We start from the raw sequence: 22,302 nt of genomic DNA, 5'->3' as shown, positions 1-22,302 counted from the left end.
GCAAACAGCCCGGCCCATGCGCCGGGCTGTTTCCGTTTCTTCGACCTCGCAGCTGGCAGACCGGGCGCCATATCGCCCGGCGCCCGACGCGGCTTTCGCGCGAAGCCCGGCCTTCGGCAGAACCGATGAGCGGCCGCCGCCGTATAGGTTCATGCAGCCTTGGGAGGTCGTCATGCGCTTCGTCACCGGCTACATCGCATTTCTCGTCGCCTTCGGACTCTGCGATGCCATCTGGCTGAGCACCATGACGCCACGACTCTATCGTCCGACGCTGGGCGAGGGGCTTCTCGACCAGATCCGCTATCTTCCTGCCGTGCTGTTCTATTTCGGCTTTCCGCTCGGCGTGGTACATTTCGCTCTCATGCCGGCGCTGCAGGATGGATCGGGACGAGCCGCCTTGATCAACGGCGCGCTGATCGGCCTCCTGGCCTATGCGACCTATGACCTGACAAATTACGCCACGCTGCGGGCATGGACATTGACGATCACCCTGGCCGACCTCGCCTATGGCACGGTCGTGGTCGGGTTCTGCACCTGGATCGCCTTTGTTGCGGTGCGCCGGATCGAGGGCGGCCTTGGTTAGCTTTCCTGGGATGGCCGCCTCCGGCAGGGACTAGGCCGGCTTCAGCCGATAGTGGCTGACGCCCCAGACATCGCCGCCGGCATGGCCGAAGAGACCGCTGGTCGCCAGGAAGAACAGGCGCCAGCGCCGGCACCAGAGCGCTGCATCCTGGCCGTAGACCTCGCGCAGGATTGGGCGGATGACAGGCAGATTGAGGTCGAAATTGCCGAGCCAATGCTCGGCCGTGCGGCGATAGTGCTCGCCGCTCCAGCGCCACTCCTCCTCGACGGCGAAGAGGTCCGGGAACTGATGCGCGAGCTGCACGCTCGGCATCAGGCCACCCGTAAAGAAATGCTGGGCGATCCAGTCGGCACTGTCGGCGACGTCGAAATGATAACAGCCCCGGGCATGGGCGAAGACATGGATGAAGAGCCTGCCGTCCGGCTTCAGCCAATGCCTGGTGCGCGCGAGCAGGGCGCGCCAGTTCGCCATATGCTCGAACATTTCGACCGAGACGACGCGGTCGAAACGCTCCGGGGTGGCGAAATCGTTCATGTCGGCGGTGACCACCCGCAGGTTGCCAAGCCCGCGCGCCTTGGCCTGCGCCTCGATATAGCCGCGCTGCGAGGCCGAGTTCGAGACAGAGACGATGCGCGATGTCGGCAGTCGCTCCGCCAGCCAGAGCGAGAGCGAGCCCCAACCGCAGCCGAGTTCCAGGATATCCTGGCCATCTGCGAGCCCGGCATGCTCCGCTGTGAGCGCAAGCGCCGTCTCTTCCGCTTCGGCCAGGCTGTCCCCGGAGCCGCGATAGTAGCAGCTTGAATATTTGCGGCGCCGACCGAGCACCTGCTCGAAAAAGGCGGCGGGTACCTCGTAGTGCTGGGCATTGGCCGCGCCGGTGTGCTGTGCGATGGGGCGTTGCGCCATCGCACGGGCGAAGGCGGCGGCATCGCCTTGCCCCGATGCGAGTGCGCGGTCGGTCCGCGCCACAAGGGAGCCGATCACCACGCGGCTCAAGGCATCCGGCACCGGCAGGGCTTCGCCCCAGCTCGAGAGTGTGCGCATGATCGTCATGGCTTCACCTTTCCAGGTGGCAATGGGAGGAGCGCGCTGGTCCGCGCCTGATAGGCGCGATAGGCCGCGCCGTGCTTGGCAAGCATGTGCTCCTCCAGCGGCGGTATCCCGGAGATCCACACGAGCAGCAGGGTGATGCTGGCCGGCGCAAGAAGGGCGAGCCAGCCCCAGGGATAGGAGGTGGCGGGGGCGATCACCGCATAGCTGCACCAGAGCACGCACTCGAAGAAGTAATTGGGATGGCGGGACCAGCCCCAGAGGCCTTGATCGCAGAGGCCAGTCTTGCCCGAGCGCGTGAAGGCCCGAAGCTGCGCATCGGCGATGCCGCCGCCGACAATCCCGACCAGGAAGATCACGGTCGCGGCTGCGTCCCGCCAGGTGAGCGCGGGCGAGGGGCTATGGGCGGCGAGGATCATGCCGAGCGCGAGCGGAATGCTCGCCAGCGCCTGCATCTGAAGCAGCTGCACCATGCGGATATTGGCCTGGGCGCCCCAGTCCTGCTTCAGCCTGGCATAGCGCGGGTCCTGCGTGATGCCGCGCGTTCGTCTGGCGATATGGAGGCCGAGCCGCAAGGCCCAGGCCAGCGCCAGGCCTGCCACGAGTGCCCGCCGCGCGATCGGGCCATCGCCGAACGGCAGGAGCGCGCCGAGCACGCCGGTCAGGCCGAGACCGAAGGTCCAGACCACGTCGATCCAGCCGGAATTGCCGCTGCTCCGTTCGATGATCGCCGCCAGGGCCATGGCCCCCGACATTGCCAACGCCGCAAAGGCCAGCGCCGCCGCAAAGGAGACCGCCGTCACAACCGCACCAACGGCTGCAGCAGCCGCCCGAGCCAGCCTTGAAACAGGACCTCGCCGGTCACGGCCGCGATACAGGTACAGCCCTCGGTCGGATCGACGCGGGGCGTGTGATCGTGCTCTGCATCCGCCTCGTCGAAATCCCCGGCGGCATAGCGACCATATTCGTGCTCATAGGCGCCCGACAGAATGGTCGTCCATTCCAGCCCGCTGTGCTTGTGATGCGGCAGGGTGACACCTGGCCCGGCGCGCAGCAGGAAGACCCGCGCTTCGGCGCCCGGAACCTCGACGCGGCGCATCGCGATCCTGATGCCGATCGGCCGCCAGGCGCCGAGGGCATAGGGCCGCAGGACGCGTGGCAATCCCGGGTCCGATGCACCGGCTGGTCGTTGCGGAGGCTGCGGAATAGCACCCCGGGCGAGCACGTCGGCGGCGGCTGCCTGCATCGGGACAGGGTCGATGGCGTCGAGAAGCCCGCCTTGCAACGACTGGAGGTCCCGCAGGCGACGCCGGCTTTGCGCGTCGGCCTCGATATGGGCTGCGACGACCAGCGCGAGACCTTCGTCCAATCCACCGGTGGCGAAGGCGGCAAGCGTCTCGTCCGAGGGGCGATGTCCAGCCCTCATCGCAGATCCTCCAGCTTTCCGCGCAGATGCGACAGGGCCAGCCGCAATCGGGATTTGACCGTGCCGAGCGGGATGGCGAGGCGCTGCGCTACGTCCTGATGGGTGAAGCCCTCGAGGAAGGCGAGCTCGATGACGCGGTATTGATCGGGCGACAGGTCGGTCATCGCGGCCCGTACGCGCGCGTCGCGCTGCGCTCCGGAGACGACGTCATCGGGCTGCTCCGGTCCGTCCTCGTCGATAATTTCGTAGATCTGCGACAAGCGCGAGCGTGTCTCACGCCTGGCGACGTCGATGCGCAGATTGCGCGCGATCGTGGCGATCCAGGTTCCGGCGCTGGCCTTGGCGGGGTCGAACAGCGCTGCCTTGCGCCAGACGGCGAGCAGGGTTTCCTGCGCCATGTCCTCGGCCAGATCGGCCGGGGCACCACCCTTCATCAGAAGGCCCTTCACCCGCGGGGCGAAATGGTCGAACAGCGCGGCAAACGCGGCCCGGTCGCCCGAGCGCGCAATCGCGGCGATGAGTGCGTTGGGGTCGAACAAGGTAACGAACCGACCTCTCTGCGCCACCGTTCTCGCCCGGCGCATCTCATCGACTCTCAGGGCGAGCGCGGTAACCATGCTCCATCTACGGGCGCCGCCGCCTTGCGGATCACTCGGCGGCCTTCCAGTTCACGTTGCGACAGAGCAGCCCGCCGAGCACGCAGCCATGAGTGCTCAGCACGCGCGCCGTCGCCTTGATCGTCATGGAATAGCTCCAGTCGCGCTTGGGATCGTAGGCCGTGCCGGAAAAGCTGCCGTCGGCCTGGCGGGCCAGCGTCATGATGAGCCTGTCGCCCACCGCCTCGCCCTTGCTGGTGTCGCCGATCCAGAGATTGGTCGCACAGACATTGTCGCCACAGGGCGCGATGCGCACGCGCGCATTGCCGTCATCGCGCAGCCAGGTGCCGTTGAGCTCGGCCGCTCCCGCGGCCGGTGCCGCGGTCATGGCGACGATGATCAGGACGGTGCGAGTACTCGTCATCGCAAGACCCTTTCGCGTTCCCTAAAACCTGCCTACGTCCTTCGAGGCCCATCGGTTTCATCGGGCTGCGCATTCGCATCGTCGAAGGCATGGGCGAACAGCAGCGCTATCAGCGCGGTCAACGTCGCTCCGCTGATAAAGTTCAGACGCCGGAAGGCGGCGTATTCGTCGACGCCGTAGACATGGGCGGGTTCCCCAAGAAGCCCACCCGGCGCCAGGTAGACGGCGAAGGCGGCCGCGACGAGGGCCAAGGCGACCACTCGCTCAGCCCGCCTGAACAGAAGCGCTGCGAGCGCGATGCAAGGCAGCAGGAAGATGTCCACGCCCGAGGCTGTGCCGAAGACCATCTGGCAGAGCAGGGTGTTTCCGACGCCGGCCAGAACCAGGGTCGTCTTGCCGAGCAGGGGACTGCGCCGCATCAGTGCGGGAACCGCGAGGAAGAACGGCGTCGACAGAAAGCTCACGGAAGCCGGCCAGATCGTCTGCGACACAGCCCAGTACAGATAGAGCGGATAGAAGGGCTGGTTCGACGCGACGATGAGCGCGACCGTATTGGCGAGAGCGGCCCGCCGATCGCGATGGGCCGCATAGCGGCGGATGGCTGCGATTGCGCCGCTCAGCCTGCTCTCCGTCATGGCTCACCTCCCGGGCGTCTTCTTCTGGGGCGTCTTCGGCTCCCTTGGTCTTACGCGCGCGGCATCGCCCCGGCTCACCAATGGCGGGCATTTTCCTGGCCACCCACAAATCCGGGTCACTCCCTGCCGCGTATATCGACTGTGAGACGGGGAGACAGAGCATGCTGCAGCGAACCAGAATCGCGGTGATCGGCGGCGGCATCTCCGGCCTCTCGGCTGCCTGGCTGCTTGGTCGAACCCATGATGTCGTGCTGTTCGAGGCCGCCCCGCGGCTCGGCGGTCATGCCAACACCGTGACCATCCGCAGCCCGAACGGTGACGAGACGCCGGTCGATACCGGCTTCATCGTCTATAATGGGGCGACATACCCGAATTTCGTCGCGCTGATGGAGCATCTCGGGGTCGCGACCCAGCCGACGGAGATGTCGTTTGCGGTCTCGCTCGACGGCGGCAATCTTGAATATGGCGGCACGAGTCTGGCGGGCCTGTTCGCGCAGCGTCGCAACCTCGTCAGTCCGCGCTTCTGGTCGATGCTTCAGGACATCCGGCGCTTCTATCGCGAGGCGACGATCGACGCGCAAGCCGCCCCAGAGAACGCCGTCTCGCTTGGCGACTATCTCGCCAATGGCCGATATGGCCGGGCCTTCCGTGACGATCACCTGTTGCCGATGGCGGCCGCCATCTGGTCTGCGCCCTGTGCCGAGATCCTGTCCTACCCGGCCGCCGCATTCCTGCGGTTTCACCATAATCACGGTTTGCTCCGGCTGACCGACAGGCCTGTCTGGCGCACGGTTTCGGGCGGCAGCGCGGTCTATGTCGCAAAACTACGGGCCGCCTTCGCCGGCGAAACCAGGACCGGTACGGCGGTGCGACAGGTCCGGCGGTCGCCGAATGACGTCATGGTTTCAGGCGACGGTTGGAGCGAACGCTTCGACCAGGTCGTCTTCGCGACCCATGGCGATCAGGCGCTCGCGCTGATCTGCGACCCCAGCGACGCGGAAGCGGCCTCGCTCGGGGCCTTCCGGTACAGCCGCAATCGCGCTGTCCTGCACGGGGACGCCGCCTTGATGCCGAAGCGCCGCCAGGCATGGGCCAGTTGGAACCATCTCGGAAACCGCAGTCGCCCGGAAGAGACCTGCGCCGTCACCTATTGGATGAACCGCCTTCAGGGCCTGTCGGATGATCGTCCCCTCTTCGTGACGCTCAATCCGCCGGACATCCTGGACGCCGGGGCGATCCTGCACGAGGAAACCTACGAGCACCCGCTATTCGACGCCGCAGCTCTAGCGGCCCAGGCCCGGATCTGGGCGCTGCAGGGTCAGCGGCGCAGCTGGTTCTGCGGCGCCCATTTCGGTGCGGGCTTCCATGAGGACGGGCTTCAGGCGGGCCTCGCGGTCGCCGAAGCGTTGGGGGGCGTTCGGCGGCCATGGCAGGTCGCCGATGCGTCAGGACGCATCCCGCGCGTGACGGCGCAGGAGCGGGCCGCATGACCCTGCAATCCTCCCTCTATGTCGGCCGTGTCCGACATCATCGCTTCCGTCCGCGGCGCCATGCCCTGGCCTACCGTGTCTTCTGGCTGCTGCTCGACCTCGACGAGATCGACGGCCTCGCGGCGCAGCTTCGCGTCTTCTCGCGCAACCGCTTCAATCTCTATGCCTTCCGGGATTCCGATTATGGGGATCGCAGCGGCCGCCCCTTGCGGGAGCAGGTCGACGAGGCGCTGGCGAGCGCTGGAATCCCGTGGGATGGCGGCGCGATCCGCCTGCTGACGATGCCGCGCATCCTCGGATACGCCTTCAACCCGCTCAGCACCTATTTCTGCTATCGGCGCGACGGCGCCCTGTGCGCCACGATCTACGAGGTGCACAACACCTTCGGCGAGATTCACAGCTACGTTGCGCCTGTCCTCGCGGAGGCCTCGCCGCTGCGACAGGAGGCCCCGAAGGCCTTCCATGTCTCGCCCTTCTTGGGGCCGGCGATGCGCTATGCGTTCCAGGTTTCACCCCCGGGCGCGTGCGTTTCGGTCGCCATCGACGGCCACGACGACGAGGGGCGCCTGATCGCCACCGCGCTGACCGGCAAGCGCCGCGAGCTCAGCGACGGGGCGCTGCTGCGCCTGCTCGTCAGCCACCCGCTTCTCACACTGAAGGTGACCGCCGCGATCCACTGGCATGCGTTGCGCCTGTTGGCCAAGCGCATTCCCCTATGGCCGCACCCGCCGCCGCCGGACCGGCCGCTCAGCCTTGGCGATGCGCTGCTTCGCCATTCGAAGGGAAAGCTGCAATCATGAGCCTGCCTGACACCGAACGGCACCATCCCGGCGCAGAGGAGCATCTCACGCTGCCGCGTGGCTTCGGATCTGCGCGCTGGTTCCTGCGCCGGTTGCTCTCGCGCATCGAGATCGGTCGCCTGACGGTGGTGACGCCCGAAGGAGAGCGCCTCCGCAGCGGGCATGGTGCGCCCGGGCCGCATGCGACGATGGTTCTCAGGCGTTGGCGAGCGATCAGGCGCCTGCTGCTCGATGGCGATATCGGCCTGGCTGAAGCCTATCGCGACGGCGATCTCGAAACGCCGGATCTGACCGCTCTGATCGAGCTCGGCGCCCAGAACGACGCGACGCTCCGGACGCTCATCTGCGGCACATGGCTCGCCCGCCTGCTGAACCAGCTGCGCCATCTGCTCAACGCCAACACCCGCGCCGGCAGCCGGCGCAACATCATGGCGCATTACGATCTCGGCAATGCGTTCTACGGGCGCTGGCTCGATGCGAGCATGACCTATTCCTCGGCGCTCTACGCAGCCCCGGCGGAGACGCTGGAATCGGCGCAGCAGCGCAAGCTCGACAAGATCGTCGAGATGCTGGCCCTGACTGGCGGCGAGCACGTGCTGGAGATCGGCTGCGGCTGGGGCGCACTCGCGGAGCGGCTCGCCCGCGAGGGCTGCCAGGTGACGGCGATCACATTGTCACCCGCACAGCTCGCCTTCGCGCAGGAGCGGATCGGCGCGGCCGGCCTTGCCGACCGGGTCTCCCTGCGCCTTCAGGATTATCGGGATGTGGCCGGGCAATTCGACCGCATCGTGTCGATCGAGATGATCGAGGCCGTCGGCATGGCCTATTGGCCTGCCTTCTTCGCGAAATTGCAGATGTCGCTGCGGGCTGGCGGCTGTGCCGTGTTGCAGGCGATCACCATCGACGATGGGTTGTTCCGATCCTATGCCGATGGCACCGACTTCATCCAGCGCTATATCTTCCCCGGCGGCTGCCTGCCGTCGGTGCATGCCCTCGATCGGGAGGTGGCCCGCGCCGGTCTCGCCGTCCACGACGGTCACCAGTTCGGCGCGAGCTATGCCCAGACGCTGAAGGAATGGCGCCAGCGCTTCCTCGGGCACTGGGCGCAGATCGCTCCGCTCGGCTTCGATGAGCCGTTCCGGCGGCTCTGGGAGTACTATCTCTGCTATTGCGAAGCCGGATTCCGCGCCGGCACCACAGATGTCCGACTCTTGAAGTTGGTCGGCAGTCCATGCGCCGCAGCGCAGGCTGGATGAGCGGGCCTTTGAGTGATCCTCGCCGATCATCATCGCAGGCGCGATGATCAATGTCGCCATTCCTGCGGCGTAGCCGGCAGATCTCCCGTGACCTCGACATGGACGGCGCCACTCGTCGGCGGAGATTCCCAATAGGAGAATCTGAGATCGAGGAGATGGCCATCATCGGTCAGCAACTGCACATCCGTGCGGCCGAACACGGTCTTCAGAGCAGGAAAGGCCAGCCGAACCTCCCCACAGCTGGTCACTCCGATCGGATTCTGGAAAAAGCCTTCAAAATCGTAGGAGGCACGGCCGATCTTGATGCCGTTGCTCATCAGGGCGCCTCGCCCCGAGATTCCACCGAGATAACGCATGATCGTTTCACTTCACGGTTCATAGGCGTGACTAGGCCTGCTTATCCTTCTCCAGGGCGGCAGTCAGTTCGATCGGGTCCACGAGGATGATCTGCGAGGAACCGCGTGAAAATTCGATGGCCGGGATCTGCAGCATCGTGGCTGTCCGGCGGAAGGCCCGGAACGACACGCCCACGATCTCTTCCTCGTCGGTGACGACGCGATAGGTTCCGGCCGGCTGAGGATCCGACAGCGCGCTCAACCTGAAGGGATGGCTGAACGTGATCTCCGTTTCGGTGGTCCGGTCCGTCATGATCCGCACCTGTCATTCCCTGCCAGGGGTATCAGGGCCGCCGGCTCGGCTCTCTTCGGGGCGCCTCGGCTATTTCAGATTGCCGAAATGGTTCGTTTGCGTCACGCCGGCCCGGATCTGGAACTCTTCGATGGCGCGTTCGTGACCATCGGCTCCTCGAACCCGGTATTGCCGCTGTCCGTTTTCGCTCGCCGGAAGCACCCGCAGAATCTCGTATTGTCCGAGGCCGGTCCTGTCGAGGAAGCCGAAGACCAGGCTGATGACATCGCCTGCCTTATACTTTGTTGTCATGACATGGTCCCTCAATGTTCGATCCATTGCGCGCCTTCTCATGCGTCGGCGAAGCCAGGTAACCGATGAAGGCCGCTCCATCGTCGCGATGGCCCATGATCAGAAGATCCACGACGTCTCGGTCATCCTGAATCAGATGAATCGGAAAGGCGAACTGGAGAGGGTCTGTCCGGCTCAGGTTCGCGACAAGATGCCCGCAGCACATGTCCCTGGCAGCCAGTGACGTTCTGAAGCTGAATGATGCCGGCTGACGCGTGCCGATGCGCCAGATGATCTGGCCATTGCCTTGCAAGACGAAAATCCAGTGTCGGCCGGCGCCACATTGACGCCGCGACTCGCTCTCGATCCAATTTGAAAGAAGGCGACGATTTACTATGCGCTTGGTTCAGTAAATAAGCAAGAGCGAAGTCTGCGTCGTCTTCGCGCAGAGATAGCGTTCCGTTCTTTGACCGCTTTGACCTGCGATTATTTGCCAGAATATTTGGGTTCGGCGGCGCCGACCGGCGGCTTGCTGCATGAGCGATTCAACGCTTACCCAGGGAAAGAGCGGGCGAAATCTTCGCCCCACCGCTCGCGCGAGCAATCTCCGAACGACGTCTCTAGTGCTCCAATGCCTGCATCAGCTCCGCGATCCTGATCGTCGCGAAATTGCAATACGTGTCCGAGACCGCGTAGGGCAGGATGATGTGGTCGTTATGGCGGATCGCGCCGCAGGTGTAGACGACGTTGGGGACATAGCCTTCGCGTTCGGAGGGCTCCGGCCGAACCAGCGGCTCGCGGGAACGCGCGAGGACTTTCGACGGGTCCTGCTTGTCGAGAAGAACCGCTCCGATCGCATATTTCCGGACCGGCCCGACGCCGTGGGTCAACAGCAGCCAGCCCTCGTCTAGTTCGATCGGGGACCCGCAGGTGCCGATCTGAACGAACTCCCACGGGAACTGCGGCTTCAGGATCACGACACCGCCGTTCCAGGTGAAAAGGTCATCGGAATGGACGAGATAAAGGTTCTCGTTGTCCTGCCGCGCGATCATCGCGTAGCGTCCGTCGATCTTCCGGGGAAACAGCGCCATGCCCTTGTTCGCGGCGGCCGTCCCGCGCAGTGGCGACAGCCGAAACGACAGGAAATCGTTGGTCTCGATCAGTTCGGACCGGATCGCCCTGCCGTTATAGGCGGTGTAGGTCGCCCGAAACACTGTCCTGCCATCTTCGTCGAATGCGACGAAGCGCGCGTCCTCGATGCCATTCGATTGGGATGCGGTAACGGGAAAGATCACCCGCTCGCTGATGTCGCCGTCGGGCGAAAAGACGACCTCGACATCGTCGCCATCGAGACGCGCCATCCGGTTGCGCAAGGTAGCGATCGACGCCAGGCGCGATGTCGGATCGACGCTGACGCTGCCGTCACTCGCGATCGAGCCCGAGCGGAAGGTCAGCGATGAGATATGTCCCTCGCCAACCGCACGAACGCTCAGGATGAAGCGGCGCCCGCCTGGGGGAGCGCCGGACTGATCAGGGTGCGAAACGATGCTCGGATTGAAGAGAGCCGCGGCCTCGAACGAATATTCATGGAGGAAATAGGCTCCGACCAGCTGACGCTGGATCCTGGTGAAGTCGCAATGCGTCGCGAAGGCGTCCTCCATCTCGTCGGCGCGCTGCTCGAATTTTTCAAGCAGGTTGCGGTGCCGGCCTTTGAAATTCTCCAGCACGTCGGCGAGCAGGCTTTCGGCCGTGTCGCAATCAAGCGCCAGGACCCGGTCGACGATATGGTTCGCCCGGGTCTTGTCGACGGGGTTGAGGTCCCTCGGCTCGGCCGTGGGGCCGAACCGGCGCACGACGACTCTGGAGGGATCGGGGCGCAGATACAGGGCCTGACGATTCAGGAACGCGGGTTGGGACAAGGCGACCCCAGTCTGTTTGTGCGCGATCGCCGAAGGCTCAGGCATGCAAGACCCGAAGCGGCGCCAGTTTCGGGCGGTCCCCGCTGATGCGGGCTTGCTGGCGAATCTCGGCGAGGCTGAGAAGGTAGGATACCACGGATTCGCCACCGCGGTTCTCATTCGCACGGTCGCGATGCAGGCCGTCGCGACAAGCGCCTGTGTCGAGGTCGACCAGCGGCGCAGAGAGGTCGTTATGCCCGAGGAACCAGGCGAAGGCGCGGGCGGCCTCGGTCCGCCAATGCGGATCGCCATCGGCGCGCCAGGCCGCGAGGCAGGCCGAGATCGTCGCCGTGGCCTCCAGTGGCTGCTGGTCGAAAGACCTGGGCGCACGGCGCTTGTCGCCAAAGCTGTCGGAGCCGACCGGCCTGAACAAGCCCGCGGGCGTGGTCTGCAGATCCGCGAGCCAGCGCAGCGAGCGCAATCCGGCCTCGAGATAGCCTGGAACCTTCATCGAGGCTCCGGTTGCGATCAGGGCCTGGGGCAGGCGCGCATTGTCATAGGAAAGCCCATCCTCGAACCATACCCAGTTCGGCGTCTCCGCGGCTGAGAGCAGGCCGAGCAGGCGATCGGCAAGCAGCGTGCGCAGCCAGATGGCGGTTGGCGGCGCCGCGGCGATGGCGCAATAGGCGTCGAGGCCGAGCAGGGTGAAACCCCAGGCGCGGGGCGAGGTGAAACTCTCGACGACGGGCAAGGCCTGCGCGAACAAGGCGGCCGCCCATTGCCGGCGCGAGGGGCTGACATCGTTGCGCGCGCATTCGCCCAACGCCCAGAGCGTTCTGCCATGGCTGTCCTCCGAACCGATCTCTTCCAGCCAGCGCCGGTCGAAGCTCATGAAGTTGCGGAAGCGTCGCATGTCGGGATTCCAGGCGTGCTGGACAAAGGACGCGAAGCACGCCGTCAGCGCGTCACCGAGCTGCCGTTCTCCGCTGCTGTTCAATGTGCAGGCGAGGAGCAGCGCGCGGGCATTGTCATCGACGCAGTAGCCATGCGCGCGATCCGGCACGGAATGAACGGCGTGCTGGAACAGGCCGGTATCGTCGCACATGGACAGGAGATGGCCTGTCTGCATCTCCGGAGGCGCCGGCACCTGCGGCGACGGGGTCGTCATGGTCGGGCCGGCGACGACGCTCAGCACCCGACCCCGGCGCGCGGTCTCGAAGGCGGCGAGATAGCGCTTGGCCGTTCGCTCCCATGTCATCGAACGGCTGCTGGCATAGGCGCGCAGCCGCATAGCCTGACGCCGGTCGACATCGGTCAGCAGTCCCGCGATCTCATCGCCGATGGCAACGGTGTCCCCGAACGGCACCAGGATGCCGCGTCCGTCGGCGAGCAGTTCCTGTGCGTGCCAGTACGGCGTCGAGACCACGGCTTTCCCGAGGCCGAAACTGTAGGCCAGCGTACCCGATGTCATTTGCGCCTCGTTGAGATAGGGCGTGACATAGACATCGCACATCGAGATGAAGCCGAGCAGGGTCGCCTGATCGACGAACTGGTCGAGAAAGACCACATGATCCTCGACGCCCAGTTCGCGTACGCGGTGCATCAGGCTGGCGCGATAGGCCTCGCCCTGCTCGCGGACCAGATTGGGGTGGGTTGCACCCAGAACCACATAGACCGCATCGGGGCGACGCCGCAGGATGGCAGGCATCGCGTCGATCATCACCTCGATACCCTTGTTGGGCGACAGCAGCCCGAAGGTCAGGATGACGGAGCGCCCGCTGAACCCGAGCCTGGTCTTGGCGTCATCAGGGGCGAGAAAGGCGAATTCGGGGATACCGTGCGGGATCACCTCGATCTTGTCGGCAGGCAGCCGGTAAACCGTCCGCAGCAGGTCGCGCGCCTTCTCGGCCATGACGACCACTCGCGCGGAAGCGTCGACGATCCGCTCCATGACATCGCGTTGCACCGGCGTCGGCTCGGACAAGACGGTGTGTAGCGTGGTGACGACCGGCATCTTCAGGCGCGACAGGAGCGCCATGATGTGGCCGCCCGCGTCGCCGCCGAAAATGCCGAATTCATGCTGGAGCGAAACGACGTCGAAGCGGCCGTCATTCAGGAAGTCGGCAGCCCCTGCATAATCCTCCAGCCGGTCATCGCCCACCTGATAATGGACGGAGCGTGGATAGTCATAGGCGTGGCCATGATCGTTCATGGCCACGATCGAGGTTTCGAGATCCGTGCCCGACGAGGCGACCGCCTGCTGCAGGTCCGTCGTGAAGGTCGCGATTCCGCAGCGACGCGGAAGCGAGTTGCCGATGAAGGCAATGCGGTGGAGTGGGCTCATGGACGGGCCTCCGTGAAAAGGTTGGACGAACCCGCCAACGCGGGCAGCGGCAGGGGCGGCGCAGACGCGGCGTCGGCCGGCGCGCTCGCATGGATGTCAGGGACGGCATGCAGAAGATCGGGGCAGGGGCCCGCAGCGTCATAGGCCACCAGGCAGGTCAGCCCGTCGCGGCCCGCCTCGATGCGCATGCTGTCGGCTTCGATGAAGCAGCCTTCTCCGACGCGGGCCTGCAACGATCCGAGCCTGACCTCGCCGGCGATGACGATCAGCCAGGTTTCATGGTTTGCATGCAGGTCCCAGACAGAGCCTGAAGGCAGTTCGAGCCGCTCGAGGACGAAATACGGGCTAGCGACGAGCAGGGTCCTGGCCTCGCTGAGGCGCCGCGCCGGTTCCTGGGCAGCGGCCGGCCCGGCAAGGGCGGCTGCGACGCCTTCCTCGATGTGAAGTTCGCGCCGGCGGCCGTGGTCGAACAGGCGGAACGTCGTATCGCTCCGCTGCTGGATCTCGGCGAGGACGAGCCCGGGGCCGATGGCGTGGATCGTTCCGGCCGGCACGAAGATGACATCGCCCTTGCGGGCCTTGCGCCATTGGAGAAGGTGGGCGATCGAGCCATCCGTGATGGCGGCCCGCAATTCTATCTGCGTGAGGGCCGATTTCAGCCCGACACCGATCGTGGCATCGGGCGAGGCGGAGAGGATGTACCAGGCTTCGGTCTTGCCACGAGCCAGGCCCATCGCTTGCGCGAAGGCGTCGTCGGGATGCACCTGGATCGACAAGGCTTCCTGCGTGAACAGCAGTTTGAGCAGCAAGGCGGGTTCGGTCGCGTGGAGATCGTGACGTTGAAACCAGAGCTCGCCGATCGCGGTGCCGCCATGATCGACCTCGCTCCAGGGCAGGAGATCGGTCGAGCCCCAGGGTTTGGGCATCACCTGCACGCAGGCCTGTTCTAGCGCCATATCGGTCTCCAGGTTCGCATCGCCAGTGATCGATCGACGGCTGTCGATCGATGCGGCAATGGTCGGCGACAGCTTCAATGGCGCAGGTCTTGAGGGGGCGGGCCCCATCGCGAGCGGCATCGTGCGCGGCGAGCGCGCATCGTCATGGGCCAAAGCCCACTCCATCGCTGGAGCGGGCTTTCGACCCGGATAGGCCGGCGACAGCGCGTGGTGCGCCGTCACCTTCGCGGCAATCGATCGATCCTACTGAAGGACCTGCACGACCCGGCGTGTCCTCGGGTCAACCAGCACGGTGCGATTGTTCACAACGGTGTAGCGATAGGTTGTCTGGCCGTATTCGGGCGGCACGTCGTAGTAGACGATGCCTTCATTCGGGAGCGTAACGCCGACATCGAGCGGTTCGGCATAGCTGTAGGACGGACGGCGCTGCTCCACGACATAGGCCTGGAACCGTGGTGTCTGATCGCCGATGATCGCGCCGACCACGGCGCCTCCTACACCGCCGACGACGGCACCGACCGGGCCACCAACAATGGCCCCGCCCACCGCTCCCGTCGCCGCCCCACTGAGCGCGCCCCCTTGGGCAGCCGGTGCGTTCTGAGCGAAAGCGGCCACTGGAATGGTGGAAATCGCAGCGATAAGAATAAATTGCTTCAGCATGAAAGTATCCCTTCACATGAACCGGCCGGAAGGAATATCCATCAAGCTGCTCACTTAGCAGCTAAACGTATTTTATGCGAGGAAGTTCCATTTTTATTTTCATCACTTATTGATCGGTGCGGAGAATTGGCGATTTTCTGAAATGAAATCCAGATCTATCGATCGCTCATTATAATTGGCGCGCCAGGCCATGCGTAAAACCGTCCCGTTGACGGTATTAGCGCCCACCAGGACGCGCGGAATTTCGGACGCGGGGGCAATCCGCCACGTGGCTCCAACGATAGCCGGCAGGCGCACCGAACAGGCGCCGCGACGAAATCGGCGCGGCGGTGTCCCACTCAGGCTTTGGAAGGTGTCCCCCCGGCCTTGCGCAAACCGATCTGCCTATGGCCTCAGGGCGACTGCCAGGTCCGGCCGATCGGTCGTGAAGGCGCTCACACCCGCGGCGAAGGCCTGCTTGATATCGGCCTCCTCATGCACGGCAAAGAGCCCGTAGCGGATCGCCTCGCGCCGGCAAATCTCCGCGTCGGCGTCCTCCGCTTGCGATATCCGCACAGCAATCTCAGGAACGCCCGCCATGCGAGCCTTTCGGCACAAGGCGCCGAGGTCTCGTGCCGGAGCGGCAAGAACCTTCTCGGAAATCAGCCAGATCAACGGCGTGGCCGGCGCTGAGCTGGCCAGTTCTCCGAGCGTTTCCAGGTCGAACGCGGTGAAGGTCGTCCGGTCGAGCAGGCGCCTTTGCGTGAGTGCCTCGACGACCTCCGCCTCGATTCCCGGATAGCGGCTGCCATCCCCACGGTTCTTCAACTCGATGCGCAGCTTGATGCCGCTCGGCTCGAGAATGTCGAGCACCTCGTCAAGACTGGGAATGGTCTCGTCGCTTGTGCGCAGCAGCGCCACCTCCCGAAGCTCGGCCCAGTCCTTGTCCGCGATCGCTCCCATGCCGGCTGAGGTTCGGCCGAGCAGCGGATCGTGATGGACGACCAGCACGCCGTCGCGACTGCGATGGATGTCGAACTCGATGAAGTCGACGGCCATCGCGGCGGAGTTGCGGAAAGCGAGGCGGCTGTTCTCGGGCCAGAGTCTGGCGCCGCCGCGATGAGAGGCGATGTCTGTCATGTCACCGTCACAGTCCAAGGATGTTTCTGCGTTGCAAGATAAATTGCGCTATCAAGATTCAGCAATTTATCTTGCATAGCGGCGGAGAGCTTGTCTACCGTGGGCGGCATGGGGAGGGGTGCATGAGCCTGACGGAGATTATCGCGGCGCACCGGGACGAACTGACCGAAGCCGATCGGCGGCTGATCGAGGTTCTCCTGGCTGACCGGACAGCCGGCAGCTTCCTGCCGGCGCACAAGGTCGCAGGGCAGGCCGGCGTGCATCCCTCAACCGCGGGCCGGCTCGCGCGCAAGCTCGGCTTTGCCACCTATCGCGACATGCGCGGCGCCTTGCAGGATGCGGTCGTCGCCGATCTCGACGCGTCGGTTCGCGTCCGGCGCCGGCTCAGCCGCGTCCGCGGCGATTCCCTCCTGGGCTCTGTCGTCGATGGCGAAATCCGGGCCCTGAACGCGCTGGCTGCGCAGATTTCGGATGCCGACATCATTGCCGCCGCCGGTCTGCTGCGCGACGCCGGGCGGATCCTGGTGGTCGGTGAGGGGCATGCGAGCAGCCTTGCCGACCTGTTCGTGCGCCGTCTCGTCAGGTCCGGCTACAGGGCGGCAGTGGTCGCCCATGCCGACTGGCAGGCGGCTGACCAATTGCTGGGCCTCGCCGCCGGCGATGTCGTCGTCGCCCTGGTCTTTCGCCACGAGAGTCCGGCAGCCGCGCGGATCATCGCCTATGCGCAGGGCATCAATGCCGGAACGCTCTTGATCACGGACCGGCGCACGGGTGTGCCGAATTGCGACGCGCAACTCGTTGCCGACCGTGGCGAGCAGGGCGAATTCCATTCGCTCACCGTCCCGATGGCGATCTGCAACACGCTGATCCTGGAATTATCGCGCACCGACCGCGGTCGCTCGCTCAAGACGCTGGCAAAGGTCGAGACGCTGCAACGGATGTTTCGCGGCAAGCCGGGATAGCGGCTGCGGCGTCGCGAGTGATCGGACCACTGAACAAGGACCCCGGTAGCGGGGCGCCCCCAAGGGAGGATGCAATGGCAAGAGCGATGAAACGCAACGCTGGGCTTTGGGCGGTGCTTGGCTCGGGGCTGGTTGCGTCCGCGCAACCCGGCGCCGCGGCAGCGGAGCGGCCGGTACTCACGGTGGCCGTGAACGAACTGGCGCGCTCGCTCGACCCCGGCGAGAACACCGGCAATGTCGACGTCCGTGTCTATTACTCGATCTTCGATACGTTGATCCGGCGCGATTTCGCGCATCCGACGGCTGACGGCGGCGCAAAACTGGTTCCTGGGCTGGCGGAAAGCTGGTCCTGGAGCACGCCGACCACCTTCGACATGAAGCTGCGCAGCGGCGTCGTCTGCCATGATGGCAGCCCGTTCAACGCCAATGACGTGCTGGCGACCTTCTCCGCCGACCGGCTCTGGGGCGCCAAGCCCTATTATCCCGATGGCCGCGTCTATTTCGGCAATTTCACCAATGTCGAGAAGCTCGACGACCTTACGATCCGGATCACGACGGCCCAGCACGACCCGATCATCGAGCACCGCCTGTCGAGCTACATGTCCTTCGTCATTTGCGACGAGGCCTGGAACAAGTTCAGGACGGAGGGTGTCGAAGCGAAGACCTGGATGGATCAGGCGGCCAAAGCGCTGCGCTGGAAGCCCGTCGGCACGGGCCCCTATAGCTTCGTCGACTACCAGAAGAACGACCGCATCAGGCTTGCCGCGTTCGATCGCTATTTCGAGGGCGCGCCGGCGGCGAAATCCATTACCTTCCGCTCGGTTCCCGAGGTCGCAGCCCGTGTTGCCGGCCTCGTCGCGGGTGATTTCGATATTGCCGTCGAGATCCCGCCGGACCAGTGGGACGGCCTCAAGCGCTACAAGGATGTCACGCTGAAGACGGAGCCACTGGAGAACAGCCATGTGCTCCAGTTCAACACCAGTGACCCGGTGCTCTCCGACAAGAAGCTGCGCCACGCGATGAGCCTGGCGATCGACCGCAAGGGGCTGATCGACGCTCTCTGGAAGGGCCAGACCTATGCACCAAACGGCCACCAGCTGCCGAGTTTCGGGCCGATCTATGTCAAGGAGAACAAGGGCTATTCCTACGATCCCGTGCTCGCCAAGAAGCTCCTCGCCGAAAGCTCCTACAAGGGCCAGGAGATCTCCTACAGGCTGATCCCGAACTATTACCTCTATAATGTCGAGGCAGCGCAGGTCATCCAGGAGATGTGGCGGGCAGTCGGCATCAATGCGCGCATCGATTTCGTCGACAGCTTCAAGGATGTCCGCAAGCCCGGTGCCCAGGTATTCGCCTGGTCGAACACCTATCGCGTGCCTGATCCGGCAGGCGCGATCCTGACCCTGTGGGGCCCCGCCACCGACAATCAGAACACCTGGAAATATTACGGCGCGAGCGCGGCGTTCAACGAGGCCGCCAGGGAACTGCTCGCCGAGACCGAAGAGACCAAGCGCAAGGCGCAGTTCGCGAAGCTGCTCGTCGCCTTCGAGGACGATATGCCGATGACGATGCTCTACAACCCCGTCACCGGCTACGCGCTCAAGAAGGGCGTCAACTGGACGCCCTATAGCCAGTACTACATGGACTTCCGCCCCTCGAACCTGTCGATCGGCGCGAAGTGACGGATACCGGCCGCATGGCGGAAGCCGGCGAGGGGAGCGACGCGCTCCTCTCCGTCGAGGATTTGACGGTCGGCTTCCGCACCGCCGCCGGCTATGCCGACATTCTCCACTCCGTCTCGTTCTCCGTGCGCCGCGGCGCCACGACATGCGTCGTCGGCGAGAGCGGCAGCGGCAAGAGCGTCTCCTGCCAGGCCGTGCTCGGCCTGCTGCCGCGGAACGGCCGGCGCGTTGGCGGGCGCATCCTCTTCGAGGGGCGCGATCTCGCCCTGGCCAGCGAAAGCGAGCTGGAGACGATCCGTGGACGCGGTATCGGCATGGTGTTCCAGGATCCGCTCGGCTCGCTCAATCCGCTGCATACCGTCGGCACGCAACTGCGCGAGACCTTGCGGCTGCACACCTCCCTGTCCGAGCCGCAGCGCCAGGCGCGCGAGCTCGAGCTGCTGCGGATGGTCGGAATTCCCGAGCCCGCACAACGATTGGCATCCTATGTCCACCAATTCTCCGGCGGCATGGCGCAGCGCGTGATGATCGCGATGGCGCTGGCCTGCGAGCCGCGCCTGCTGATCGCCGACGAGCCGACGACGGCGCTCGATGTGACGATCCAGGCGCAGATCCTTGACCTGCTCAACCGGCTCAAGGCCGAGCTGGGCATGGCCATCCTATTCGTCACCCACGATCTCGGGGTTGTCGCCGAGATGGCCGACGACGTCGTCGTGATGCGCCATGGCCGTGTGGTCGAGGCCGGGCCGGCGGAGCGCGTCCTGCATGCGCCGGAAGCGCAATACACAGGCGAGCTTCTGGCCGCGATGCCGCGCCTCGATGTCTCCGCGCCAGTCTATCGCGAGCGGGTTGCCTCATGAATGAACGGTCGGAGCCGCTGCTGCGGGTCTCGAAGCTGCGTCGCCATTTCGGCGGCGGACGCTCCTTCTTCCGGTCGCAGCGGACGATCCGCGCCGTCGAAGATGTCTCGCTCATGCTGCGGGTCGGTGAGACGCTCGGCCTTGTCGGGGAATCCGGTTGCGGCAAGTCCACGACCGGCCGGATGATCGTCGGGCTCGAGCGTCCGAGCGGCGGCGAGATCGTCTTCAAGGGGCGCGACCTTGCCGGTTTGAGCCCGGGCGACTGGCAGCGGCAGCGCCGCGACATCCAGATGATCTTCCAGAATCCGCAATCGGCGCTCGATCCGCGGCTGAGTATCGGCCAGCAGATCCGCGAGCCGCTCGACCTGCACGAGATCGGAGATCGGGCCGGTCGCGATGCCGAGGTCACGCGCCTGATGCGGGCGGTGGCCCTCCCGCCGGAAACAGCCGGACACTTTCCCCATCAGATCAGTGGCGGCCAGGCGCAGCGCGTCGTCATCGCCCGCGCGCTGGCCATGAAACCCAGCCTGATCGTCTGTGATGAACCGGTCTCGGCGCTCGATGTCTCCGTTCAATCGAAGGTGACCGAACTCCTGCAGGAGCTGCAGGAGCGGTTCGACATCGCCTATCTCTTCATCTCCCACGATTTGCGCGTGGTGAAACAGCTCTCGCACCGCATCGCCGTGATGTATCTCGGCCAGATCGTCGAGGAGGGGCCGACGGATCCGGTCTACCGGCAGCCGCTGCACCCCTACACCATGGCGCTTCTGGCCGCGATACCCGATCTCTCGGCGCCCAGGCGCACGCGATCGGCCCGGCTCATGGGCGATCCGCCGTCGCCGGCCAATCCGCCTCCGGGCTGTCATTTCCACACCCGCTGCCCCTATGCCCGCCCGCGTTGCTCCGCCGAGATGCCGCAGTTGCGAGCGGTCGAGGGGGGCCGCAGCGTCCGCTGCCATTTCGCCGAAGAACTGAGGGCAGAATCGTGAACCGGCCGCTTGTCATTGCCCATCGCGGTCACTCCGCCAGATACCCGGAGAATACGCTGGAGGCCTATCGGGCGGCGATCGCCGCCGGGGCCGATCTCGTCGAGACCGATGCGCGCCTGACCGCGGACGGCGTCGTCATCGCCGCGCATGATCCAGACCTGGCCCGGCTTGCAGGCAGCGCCGCGGCTATCGCGACAACCACCCACGCGGAACTGGCGGCGATCGCGCGCTCAAGCGGCATCCGGCTCGCGACGCTCGCCGAGGCGCTCGCAGCGATCTGCCCACATCGGCAAGCCCTGATCGACGTCAAGACGCAGGACCTGACAATCATCGACGCGGTGATCGCGGTGATCGGCGGGGCAGGCCTGCGCGACCGGGTATGGATCGGCGTGCGCGACGTCCTGCAGGTCGCCCATGCCCGGCTCCAGATGCCGGGCGTCCGGGTGCTCGCCTTCCTTCCCGACACGGCAAATCCGAACCATTTCGCGGCGGCGGGAGCAAGCGCCTTCCGTATCTGGGAAGGCGCTCTCGACGGAAAGGTTGCGACAGGCCTGCTCGGCCGTGTGCCGGTCTGGGTCACGGCGGGGGGGAGCGGAACCGGGCGCCGCGTCGGTGATGTCGATACCGAGGGCCTTGCTGCCATCCTCGGGAAATCCCCGCAGGCCGTGCTGCTCAATGACCCCGACCTGCTCGTCGGGGCACAGAACCGCGTGGCGTCATGATGCCGGGCCGTCAATTCCTGACCAAGCTGGCGCGCGGCCTCCTGACGGTGTGGCTGATCGTGACCCTGACCTTCGTCGCGCTGAACCTGTCGGGGGATCCGATCGACGCGCTGGTCGGAGACCAGGCCTCGCCCGAACTCATCGCGCATTACCGCGAGAAATTCGGGCTCGATCGACCCCTCTGGCAGCAATACGTTTCCTATCTCGCTGGCATCGCACAAGGCGATTTCGGCCTCTCGCTCTCCGACCAGCGCCCGGCGGTGGAGCTGATCGCAGGCGCGCTCCCCCATACGCTGAGGCTTGGGCTGACGGCCTTCGTGCTTGGCCTCATTCTCGGCGTCGGCTTCGGCATCGTCGCGGCGCTGAACCGCAATCGGCCGGTGGACCGGCTGGTGATGAGCTTCGCCGTGCTCGGCTTCAGCCTGCCGAATTTCTTCCTCGGCATCCTGCTGATCCTGCTGTTCTCGCTGCATTGGCGGCTGCTGCCGAGTTCGGGCGACGCGACGGCCCTGCACCTGATCCTGCCGGCCGTGACGCTGGGAACGCATTTCGCCGGTACATTCGCGCGTTTCACCCGCTCGGCGATGCTCGAGGTCCTCAACAAGCAATATGTCGTGGCGGCCCGCGCCAAGGGCGTGCCGAGCATGCGCCGCGTGCTCTGGCACGCACTGCCCAACGCCGCGATCCCGATCATCACCATCATCGGGCTCAAGCTCGGCGATCTCGTCGCGGGCTCGATCATCGTCGAGACGGTGTTTGCGGTCCCCGGCGTCGGTCGGCTTCTCGTCAACGCGGTGACGTCGCGCGATTTCGCGCTGGTCCAGGCGATCCTGATCATGGTCTCGGTCACCATGATCCTCGCCAATCTCGCTGTAGACGCGATCTACACCCTGATCGATCCGCGCATGCGCGCCGCACGTTCGGAGAACTGA

General features: G+C 65.4%; 24 protein-coding genes. 10 read left to right on the top strand and 14 right to left on the bottom strand.

Going from position 1 to position 22,302, the window contains the following annotated elements:
* Window positions 1–172: 172 nt before the first annotated feature.
* On the top strand, window positions 173–583 hold the full coding sequence (locus BIWAKO_RS26035; RefSeq protein ID WP_069882799.1) for a DUF2177 family protein: 411 nt from the start codon (window positions 173–175) through the stop codon (window positions 581–583).
* 30 nt (window positions 584–613) lie between these two features.
* Here BIWAKO_RS26035 and BIWAKO_RS26030 read toward each other — a convergent pair whose 3' ends face one another.
* From BIWAKO_RS26030 to BIWAKO_RS26005, 6 genes are all read right to left on the bottom strand, one after another.
* The gene (locus BIWAKO_RS26030) at window positions 614–1,636 is read right to left on the bottom strand and encodes an SAM-dependent methyltransferase (protein WP_069881120.1); all 1,023 of its coding nucleotides are present in this window, start codon (window positions 1,634–1,636) and stop codon (window positions 614–616) included.
* Window positions 1,633–2,436 carry a DUF1295 domain-containing protein gene (locus tag BIWAKO_RS26025; protein ID WP_069881119.1) on the bottom strand — a complete coding sequence of 268 codons (804 nt, stop codon included), beginning with the start codon at window positions 2,434–2,436 and terminating at the stop codon, window positions 1,633–1,635. Before BIWAKO_RS26025 ends, BIWAKO_RS26030 begins: the two co-directional genes overlap by 4 nt.
* Entirely contained in the window at window positions 2,433–3,059 is a 627-nt protein-coding gene (locus tag BIWAKO_RS26020) for a ChrR family anti-sigma-E factor (protein WP_069881118.1), read from the bottom strand. Before BIWAKO_RS26020 ends, BIWAKO_RS26025 begins: the two co-directional genes overlap by 4 nt.
* Complete coding sequence (locus BIWAKO_RS26015) at window positions 3,056–3,625, bottom strand: sigma-70 family RNA polymerase sigma factor (RefSeq protein WP_244523548.1); 570 nt, start codon at window positions 3,623–3,625, stop codon at window positions 3,056–3,058. Before BIWAKO_RS26015 ends, BIWAKO_RS26020 begins: the two co-directional genes overlap by 4 nt.
* A gap of 82 nt (window positions 3,626–3,707) precedes the next feature.
* Window positions 3,708–4,079: a DUF2147 domain-containing protein gene (locus BIWAKO_RS26010; protein ID WP_069881117.1), complete on the bottom strand. Its 372-nt coding sequence runs from the start codon at window positions 4,077–4,079 to the stop codon at window positions 3,708–3,710.
* A 32-nt stretch (window positions 4,080–4,111) separates the two neighbouring features.
* Complete coding sequence (locus BIWAKO_RS26005; RefSeq protein WP_069881116.1) at window positions 4,112–4,714, bottom strand: hypothetical protein; 603 nt, start codon at window positions 4,712–4,714, stop codon at window positions 4,112–4,114.
* 161 nt (window positions 4,715–4,875) lie between these two features.
* On the opposite strand from BIWAKO_RS26005, the gene BIWAKO_RS26000 reads away from it, so the two are divergent.
* The 3 genes from BIWAKO_RS26000 to BIWAKO_RS25990 are packed head-to-tail and all read left to right on the top strand — an operon-like array spanning window position 4,876 to window position 8,260.
* The gene (locus BIWAKO_RS26000) at window positions 4,876–6,204 is read left to right on the top strand and encodes an NAD(P)/FAD-dependent oxidoreductase (protein ID WP_069881115.1); all 1,329 of its coding nucleotides are present in this window, start codon (window positions 4,876–4,878) and stop codon (window positions 6,202–6,204) included.
* Window positions 6,201–7,004 carry a DUF1365 domain-containing protein gene (locus BIWAKO_RS25995; RefSeq protein ID WP_069881114.1) on the top strand — a complete coding sequence of 268 codons (804 nt, stop codon included), beginning with the start codon at window positions 6,201–6,203 and terminating at the stop codon, window positions 7,002–7,004. Before BIWAKO_RS26000 ends, BIWAKO_RS25995 begins: the two co-directional genes overlap by 4 nt.
* Entirely contained in the window at window positions 7,001–8,260 is a 1,260-nt protein-coding gene (locus BIWAKO_RS25990; protein WP_084651832.1) for an SAM-dependent methyltransferase, read from the top strand. The genes BIWAKO_RS25995 and BIWAKO_RS25990 overlap by 4 nt, the downstream gene beginning before the upstream one ends.
* Window positions 8,261–8,307: 47 nt before the next feature.
* Here BIWAKO_RS25990 and BIWAKO_RS25985 read toward each other — a convergent pair whose 3' ends face one another.
* From BIWAKO_RS25985 to BIWAKO_RS25945, 8 genes are all read right to left on the bottom strand, one after another.
* On the bottom strand, window positions 8,308–8,616 hold the full coding sequence (locus tag BIWAKO_RS25985) for a hypothetical protein (protein ID WP_069881113.1): 309 nt from the start codon (window positions 8,614–8,616) through the stop codon (window positions 8,308–8,310).
* A gap of 31 nt (window positions 8,617–8,647) precedes the next feature.
* A complete protein-coding gene (locus BIWAKO_RS25980) occupies window positions 8,648–8,908 on the bottom strand; it encodes a hypothetical protein (protein ID WP_069882796.1) in 261 nt (86 codons plus the stop codon).
* Between the two features lie 69 nt (window positions 8,909–8,977).
* On the bottom strand, window positions 8,978–9,199 hold the full coding sequence (locus BIWAKO_RS25975; RefSeq protein ID WP_069881112.1) for a hypothetical protein: 222 nt from the start codon (window positions 9,197–9,199) through the stop codon (window positions 8,978–8,980).
* A 599-nt stretch (window positions 9,200–9,798) separates the two neighbouring features.
* Entirely contained in the window at window positions 9,799–11,097 is a 1,299-nt protein-coding gene (locus BIWAKO_RS25965; RefSeq protein ID WP_069882794.1) for a glycoside hydrolase family 130 protein, read from the bottom strand.
* Between the two features lie 37 nt (window positions 11,098–11,134).
* Window positions 11,135–13,420: a glycosyltransferase family 4 protein gene (locus tag BIWAKO_RS25960; RefSeq protein WP_069881110.1), complete on the bottom strand. Its 2,286-nt coding sequence runs from the start codon at window positions 13,418–13,420 to the stop codon at window positions 11,135–11,137.
* Complete coding sequence (locus tag BIWAKO_RS25955; protein ID WP_244523547.1) at window positions 13,417–14,529, bottom strand: class I mannose-6-phosphate isomerase; 1,113 nt, start codon at window positions 14,527–14,529, stop codon at window positions 13,417–13,419. Before BIWAKO_RS25955 ends, BIWAKO_RS25960 begins: the two co-directional genes overlap by 4 nt.
* A gap of 90 nt (window positions 14,530–14,619) precedes the next feature.
* On the bottom strand, window positions 14,620–15,036 hold the full coding sequence (locus BIWAKO_RS25950) for a DUF1236 domain-containing protein (RefSeq protein WP_069881109.1): 417 nt from the start codon (window positions 15,034–15,036) through the stop codon (window positions 14,620–14,622).
* Between the two features lie 384 nt (window positions 15,037–15,420).
* The gene (locus tag BIWAKO_RS25945; RefSeq protein WP_069881108.1) at window positions 15,421–16,155 is read right to left on the bottom strand and encodes a glycerophosphodiester phosphodiesterase family protein; all 735 of its coding nucleotides are present in this window, start codon (window positions 16,153–16,155) and stop codon (window positions 15,421–15,423) included.
* Between the two features lie 122 nt (window positions 16,156–16,277).
* Here BIWAKO_RS25945 and BIWAKO_RS25940 point away from each other — a divergent pair, with 122 nt between their 5' ends.
* From BIWAKO_RS25940 to BIWAKO_RS25915, 6 genes are all read left to right on the top strand, one after another.
* Window positions 16,278–17,117, top strand: a complete 840-nt coding sequence (locus tag BIWAKO_RS25940; protein ID WP_069881107.1) for a MurR/RpiR family transcriptional regulator — start codon at window positions 16,278–16,280, stop codon at window positions 17,115–17,117.
* Window positions 17,118–17,203: 86 nt separating this feature from the next.
* The gene (locus BIWAKO_RS25935) at window positions 17,204–18,799 is read left to right on the top strand and encodes an ABC transporter substrate-binding protein (protein ID WP_069881106.1); all 1,596 of its coding nucleotides are present in this window, start codon (window positions 17,204–17,206) and stop codon (window positions 18,797–18,799) included.
* 14 nt (window positions 18,800–18,813) lie between these two features.
* A complete protein-coding gene (locus tag BIWAKO_RS34920; RefSeq protein ID WP_069881105.1) occupies window positions 18,814–19,659 on the top strand; it encodes an ATP-binding cassette domain-containing protein in 846 nt (281 codons plus the stop codon).
* Window positions 19,656–20,648: an ABC transporter ATP-binding protein gene (locus tag BIWAKO_RS25925; protein ID WP_069881104.1), complete on the top strand. Its 993-nt coding sequence runs from the start codon at window positions 19,656–19,658 to the stop codon at window positions 20,646–20,648. Before BIWAKO_RS34920 ends, BIWAKO_RS25925 begins: the two co-directional genes overlap by 4 nt.
* Window positions 20,645–21,370 (top strand): glycerophosphodiester phosphodiesterase, encoded by a 726-nt coding sequence (locus BIWAKO_RS25920; protein WP_201788649.1) that lies wholly within the window; start codon window positions 20,645–20,647, stop codon window positions 21,368–21,370. Before BIWAKO_RS25925 ends, BIWAKO_RS25920 begins: the two co-directional genes overlap by 4 nt.
* Entirely contained in the window at window positions 21,370–22,302 is a 933-nt protein-coding gene (locus BIWAKO_RS25915; protein WP_069882792.1) for an ABC transporter permease, read from the top strand. Before BIWAKO_RS25920 ends, BIWAKO_RS25915 begins: the two co-directional genes overlap by 1 nt.

The sequence above is a fragment of the Bosea sp. BIWAKO-01 genome (assembly GCF_001748145.1).
Classification (GTDB): Bacteria; Pseudomonadota; Alphaproteobacteria; order Rhizobiales; family Beijerinckiaceae; genus Allobosea.
Note: the sequence above shows the minus strand (reverse complement) of the source record. Positions and strands in the feature narration are given on the sequence as shown.

Coding starts and splice junctions, on each gene's coding strand:
- BIWAKO_RS25945 (WP_069881108.1), bottom strand. CDS start 16,155: ATGACAGACATCGCCTCTCATCGCGGCGGCGCCAGACTCTGGCCCGAG.
- BIWAKO_RS26000 (WP_069881115.1), top strand. CDS start 4,876: ATGCTGCAGCGAACCAGAATCGCGGTGATCGGCGGCGGCATCTCCGGC.
- BIWAKO_RS25925 (WP_069881104.1), top strand. CDS start 19,656: ATGAATGAACGGTCGGAGCCGCTGCTGCGGGTCTCGAAGCTGCGTCGC.
- BIWAKO_RS25935 (WP_069881106.1), top strand. CDS start 17,204: ATGAAACGCAACGCTGGGCTTTGGGCGGTGCTTGGCTCGGGGCTGGTT.
- BIWAKO_RS25940 (WP_069881107.1), top strand. CDS start 16,278: ATGAGCCTGACGGAGATTATCGCGGCGCACCGGGACGAACTGACCGAA.
- BIWAKO_RS25915 (WP_069882792.1), top strand. CDS start 21,370: ATGCCGGGCCGTCAATTCCTGACCAAGCTGGCGCGCGGCCTCCTGACG.
- BIWAKO_RS26035 (WP_069882799.1), top strand. CDS start 173: ATGCGCTTCGTCACCGGCTACATCGCATTTCTCGTCGCCTTCGGACTC.
- BIWAKO_RS26010 (WP_069881117.1), bottom strand. CDS start 4,079: ATGACGAGTACTCGCACCGTCCTGATCATCGTCGCCATGACCGCGGCA.
- BIWAKO_RS25995 (WP_069881114.1), top strand. CDS start 6,201: ATGACCCTGCAATCCTCCCTCTATGTCGGCCGTGTCCGACATCATCGC.
- BIWAKO_RS25950 (WP_069881109.1), bottom strand. CDS start 15,036: ATGCTGAAGCAATTTATTCTTATCGCTGCGATTTCCACCATTCCAGTG.
- BIWAKO_RS25990 (WP_084651832.1), top strand. CDS start 7,001: ATGAGCCTGCCTGACACCGAACGGCACCATCCCGGCGCAGAGGAGCAT.
- BIWAKO_RS26020 (WP_069881118.1), bottom strand. CDS start 3,059: ATGAGGGCTGGACATCGCCCCTCGGACGAGACGCTTGCCGCCTTCGCC.
- BIWAKO_RS25980 (WP_069882796.1), bottom strand. CDS start 8,908: ATGACGGACCGGACCACCGAAACGGAGATCACGTTCAGCCATCCCTTC.
- BIWAKO_RS25960 (WP_069881110.1), bottom strand. CDS start 13,420: ATGAGCCCACTCCACCGCATTGCCTTCATCGGCAACTCGCTTCCGCGT.
- BIWAKO_RS34920 (WP_069881105.1), top strand. CDS start 18,814: ATGGCGGAAGCCGGCGAGGGGAGCGACGCGCTCCTCTCCGTCGAGGAT.
- BIWAKO_RS26005 (WP_069881116.1), bottom strand. CDS start 4,714: ATGACGGAGAGCAGGCTGAGCGGCGCAATCGCAGCCATCCGCCGCTAT.
- BIWAKO_RS25985 (WP_069881113.1), bottom strand. CDS start 8,616: ATGCGTTATCTCGGTGGAATCTCGGGGCGAGGCGCCCTGATGAGCAAC.
- BIWAKO_RS25975 (WP_069881112.1), bottom strand. CDS start 9,199: ATGACAACAAAGTATAAGGCAGGCGATGTCATCAGCCTGGTCTTCGGC.
- BIWAKO_RS26030 (WP_069881120.1), bottom strand. CDS start 1,636: ATGACGATCATGCGCACACTCTCGAGCTGGGGCGAAGCCCTGCCGGTG.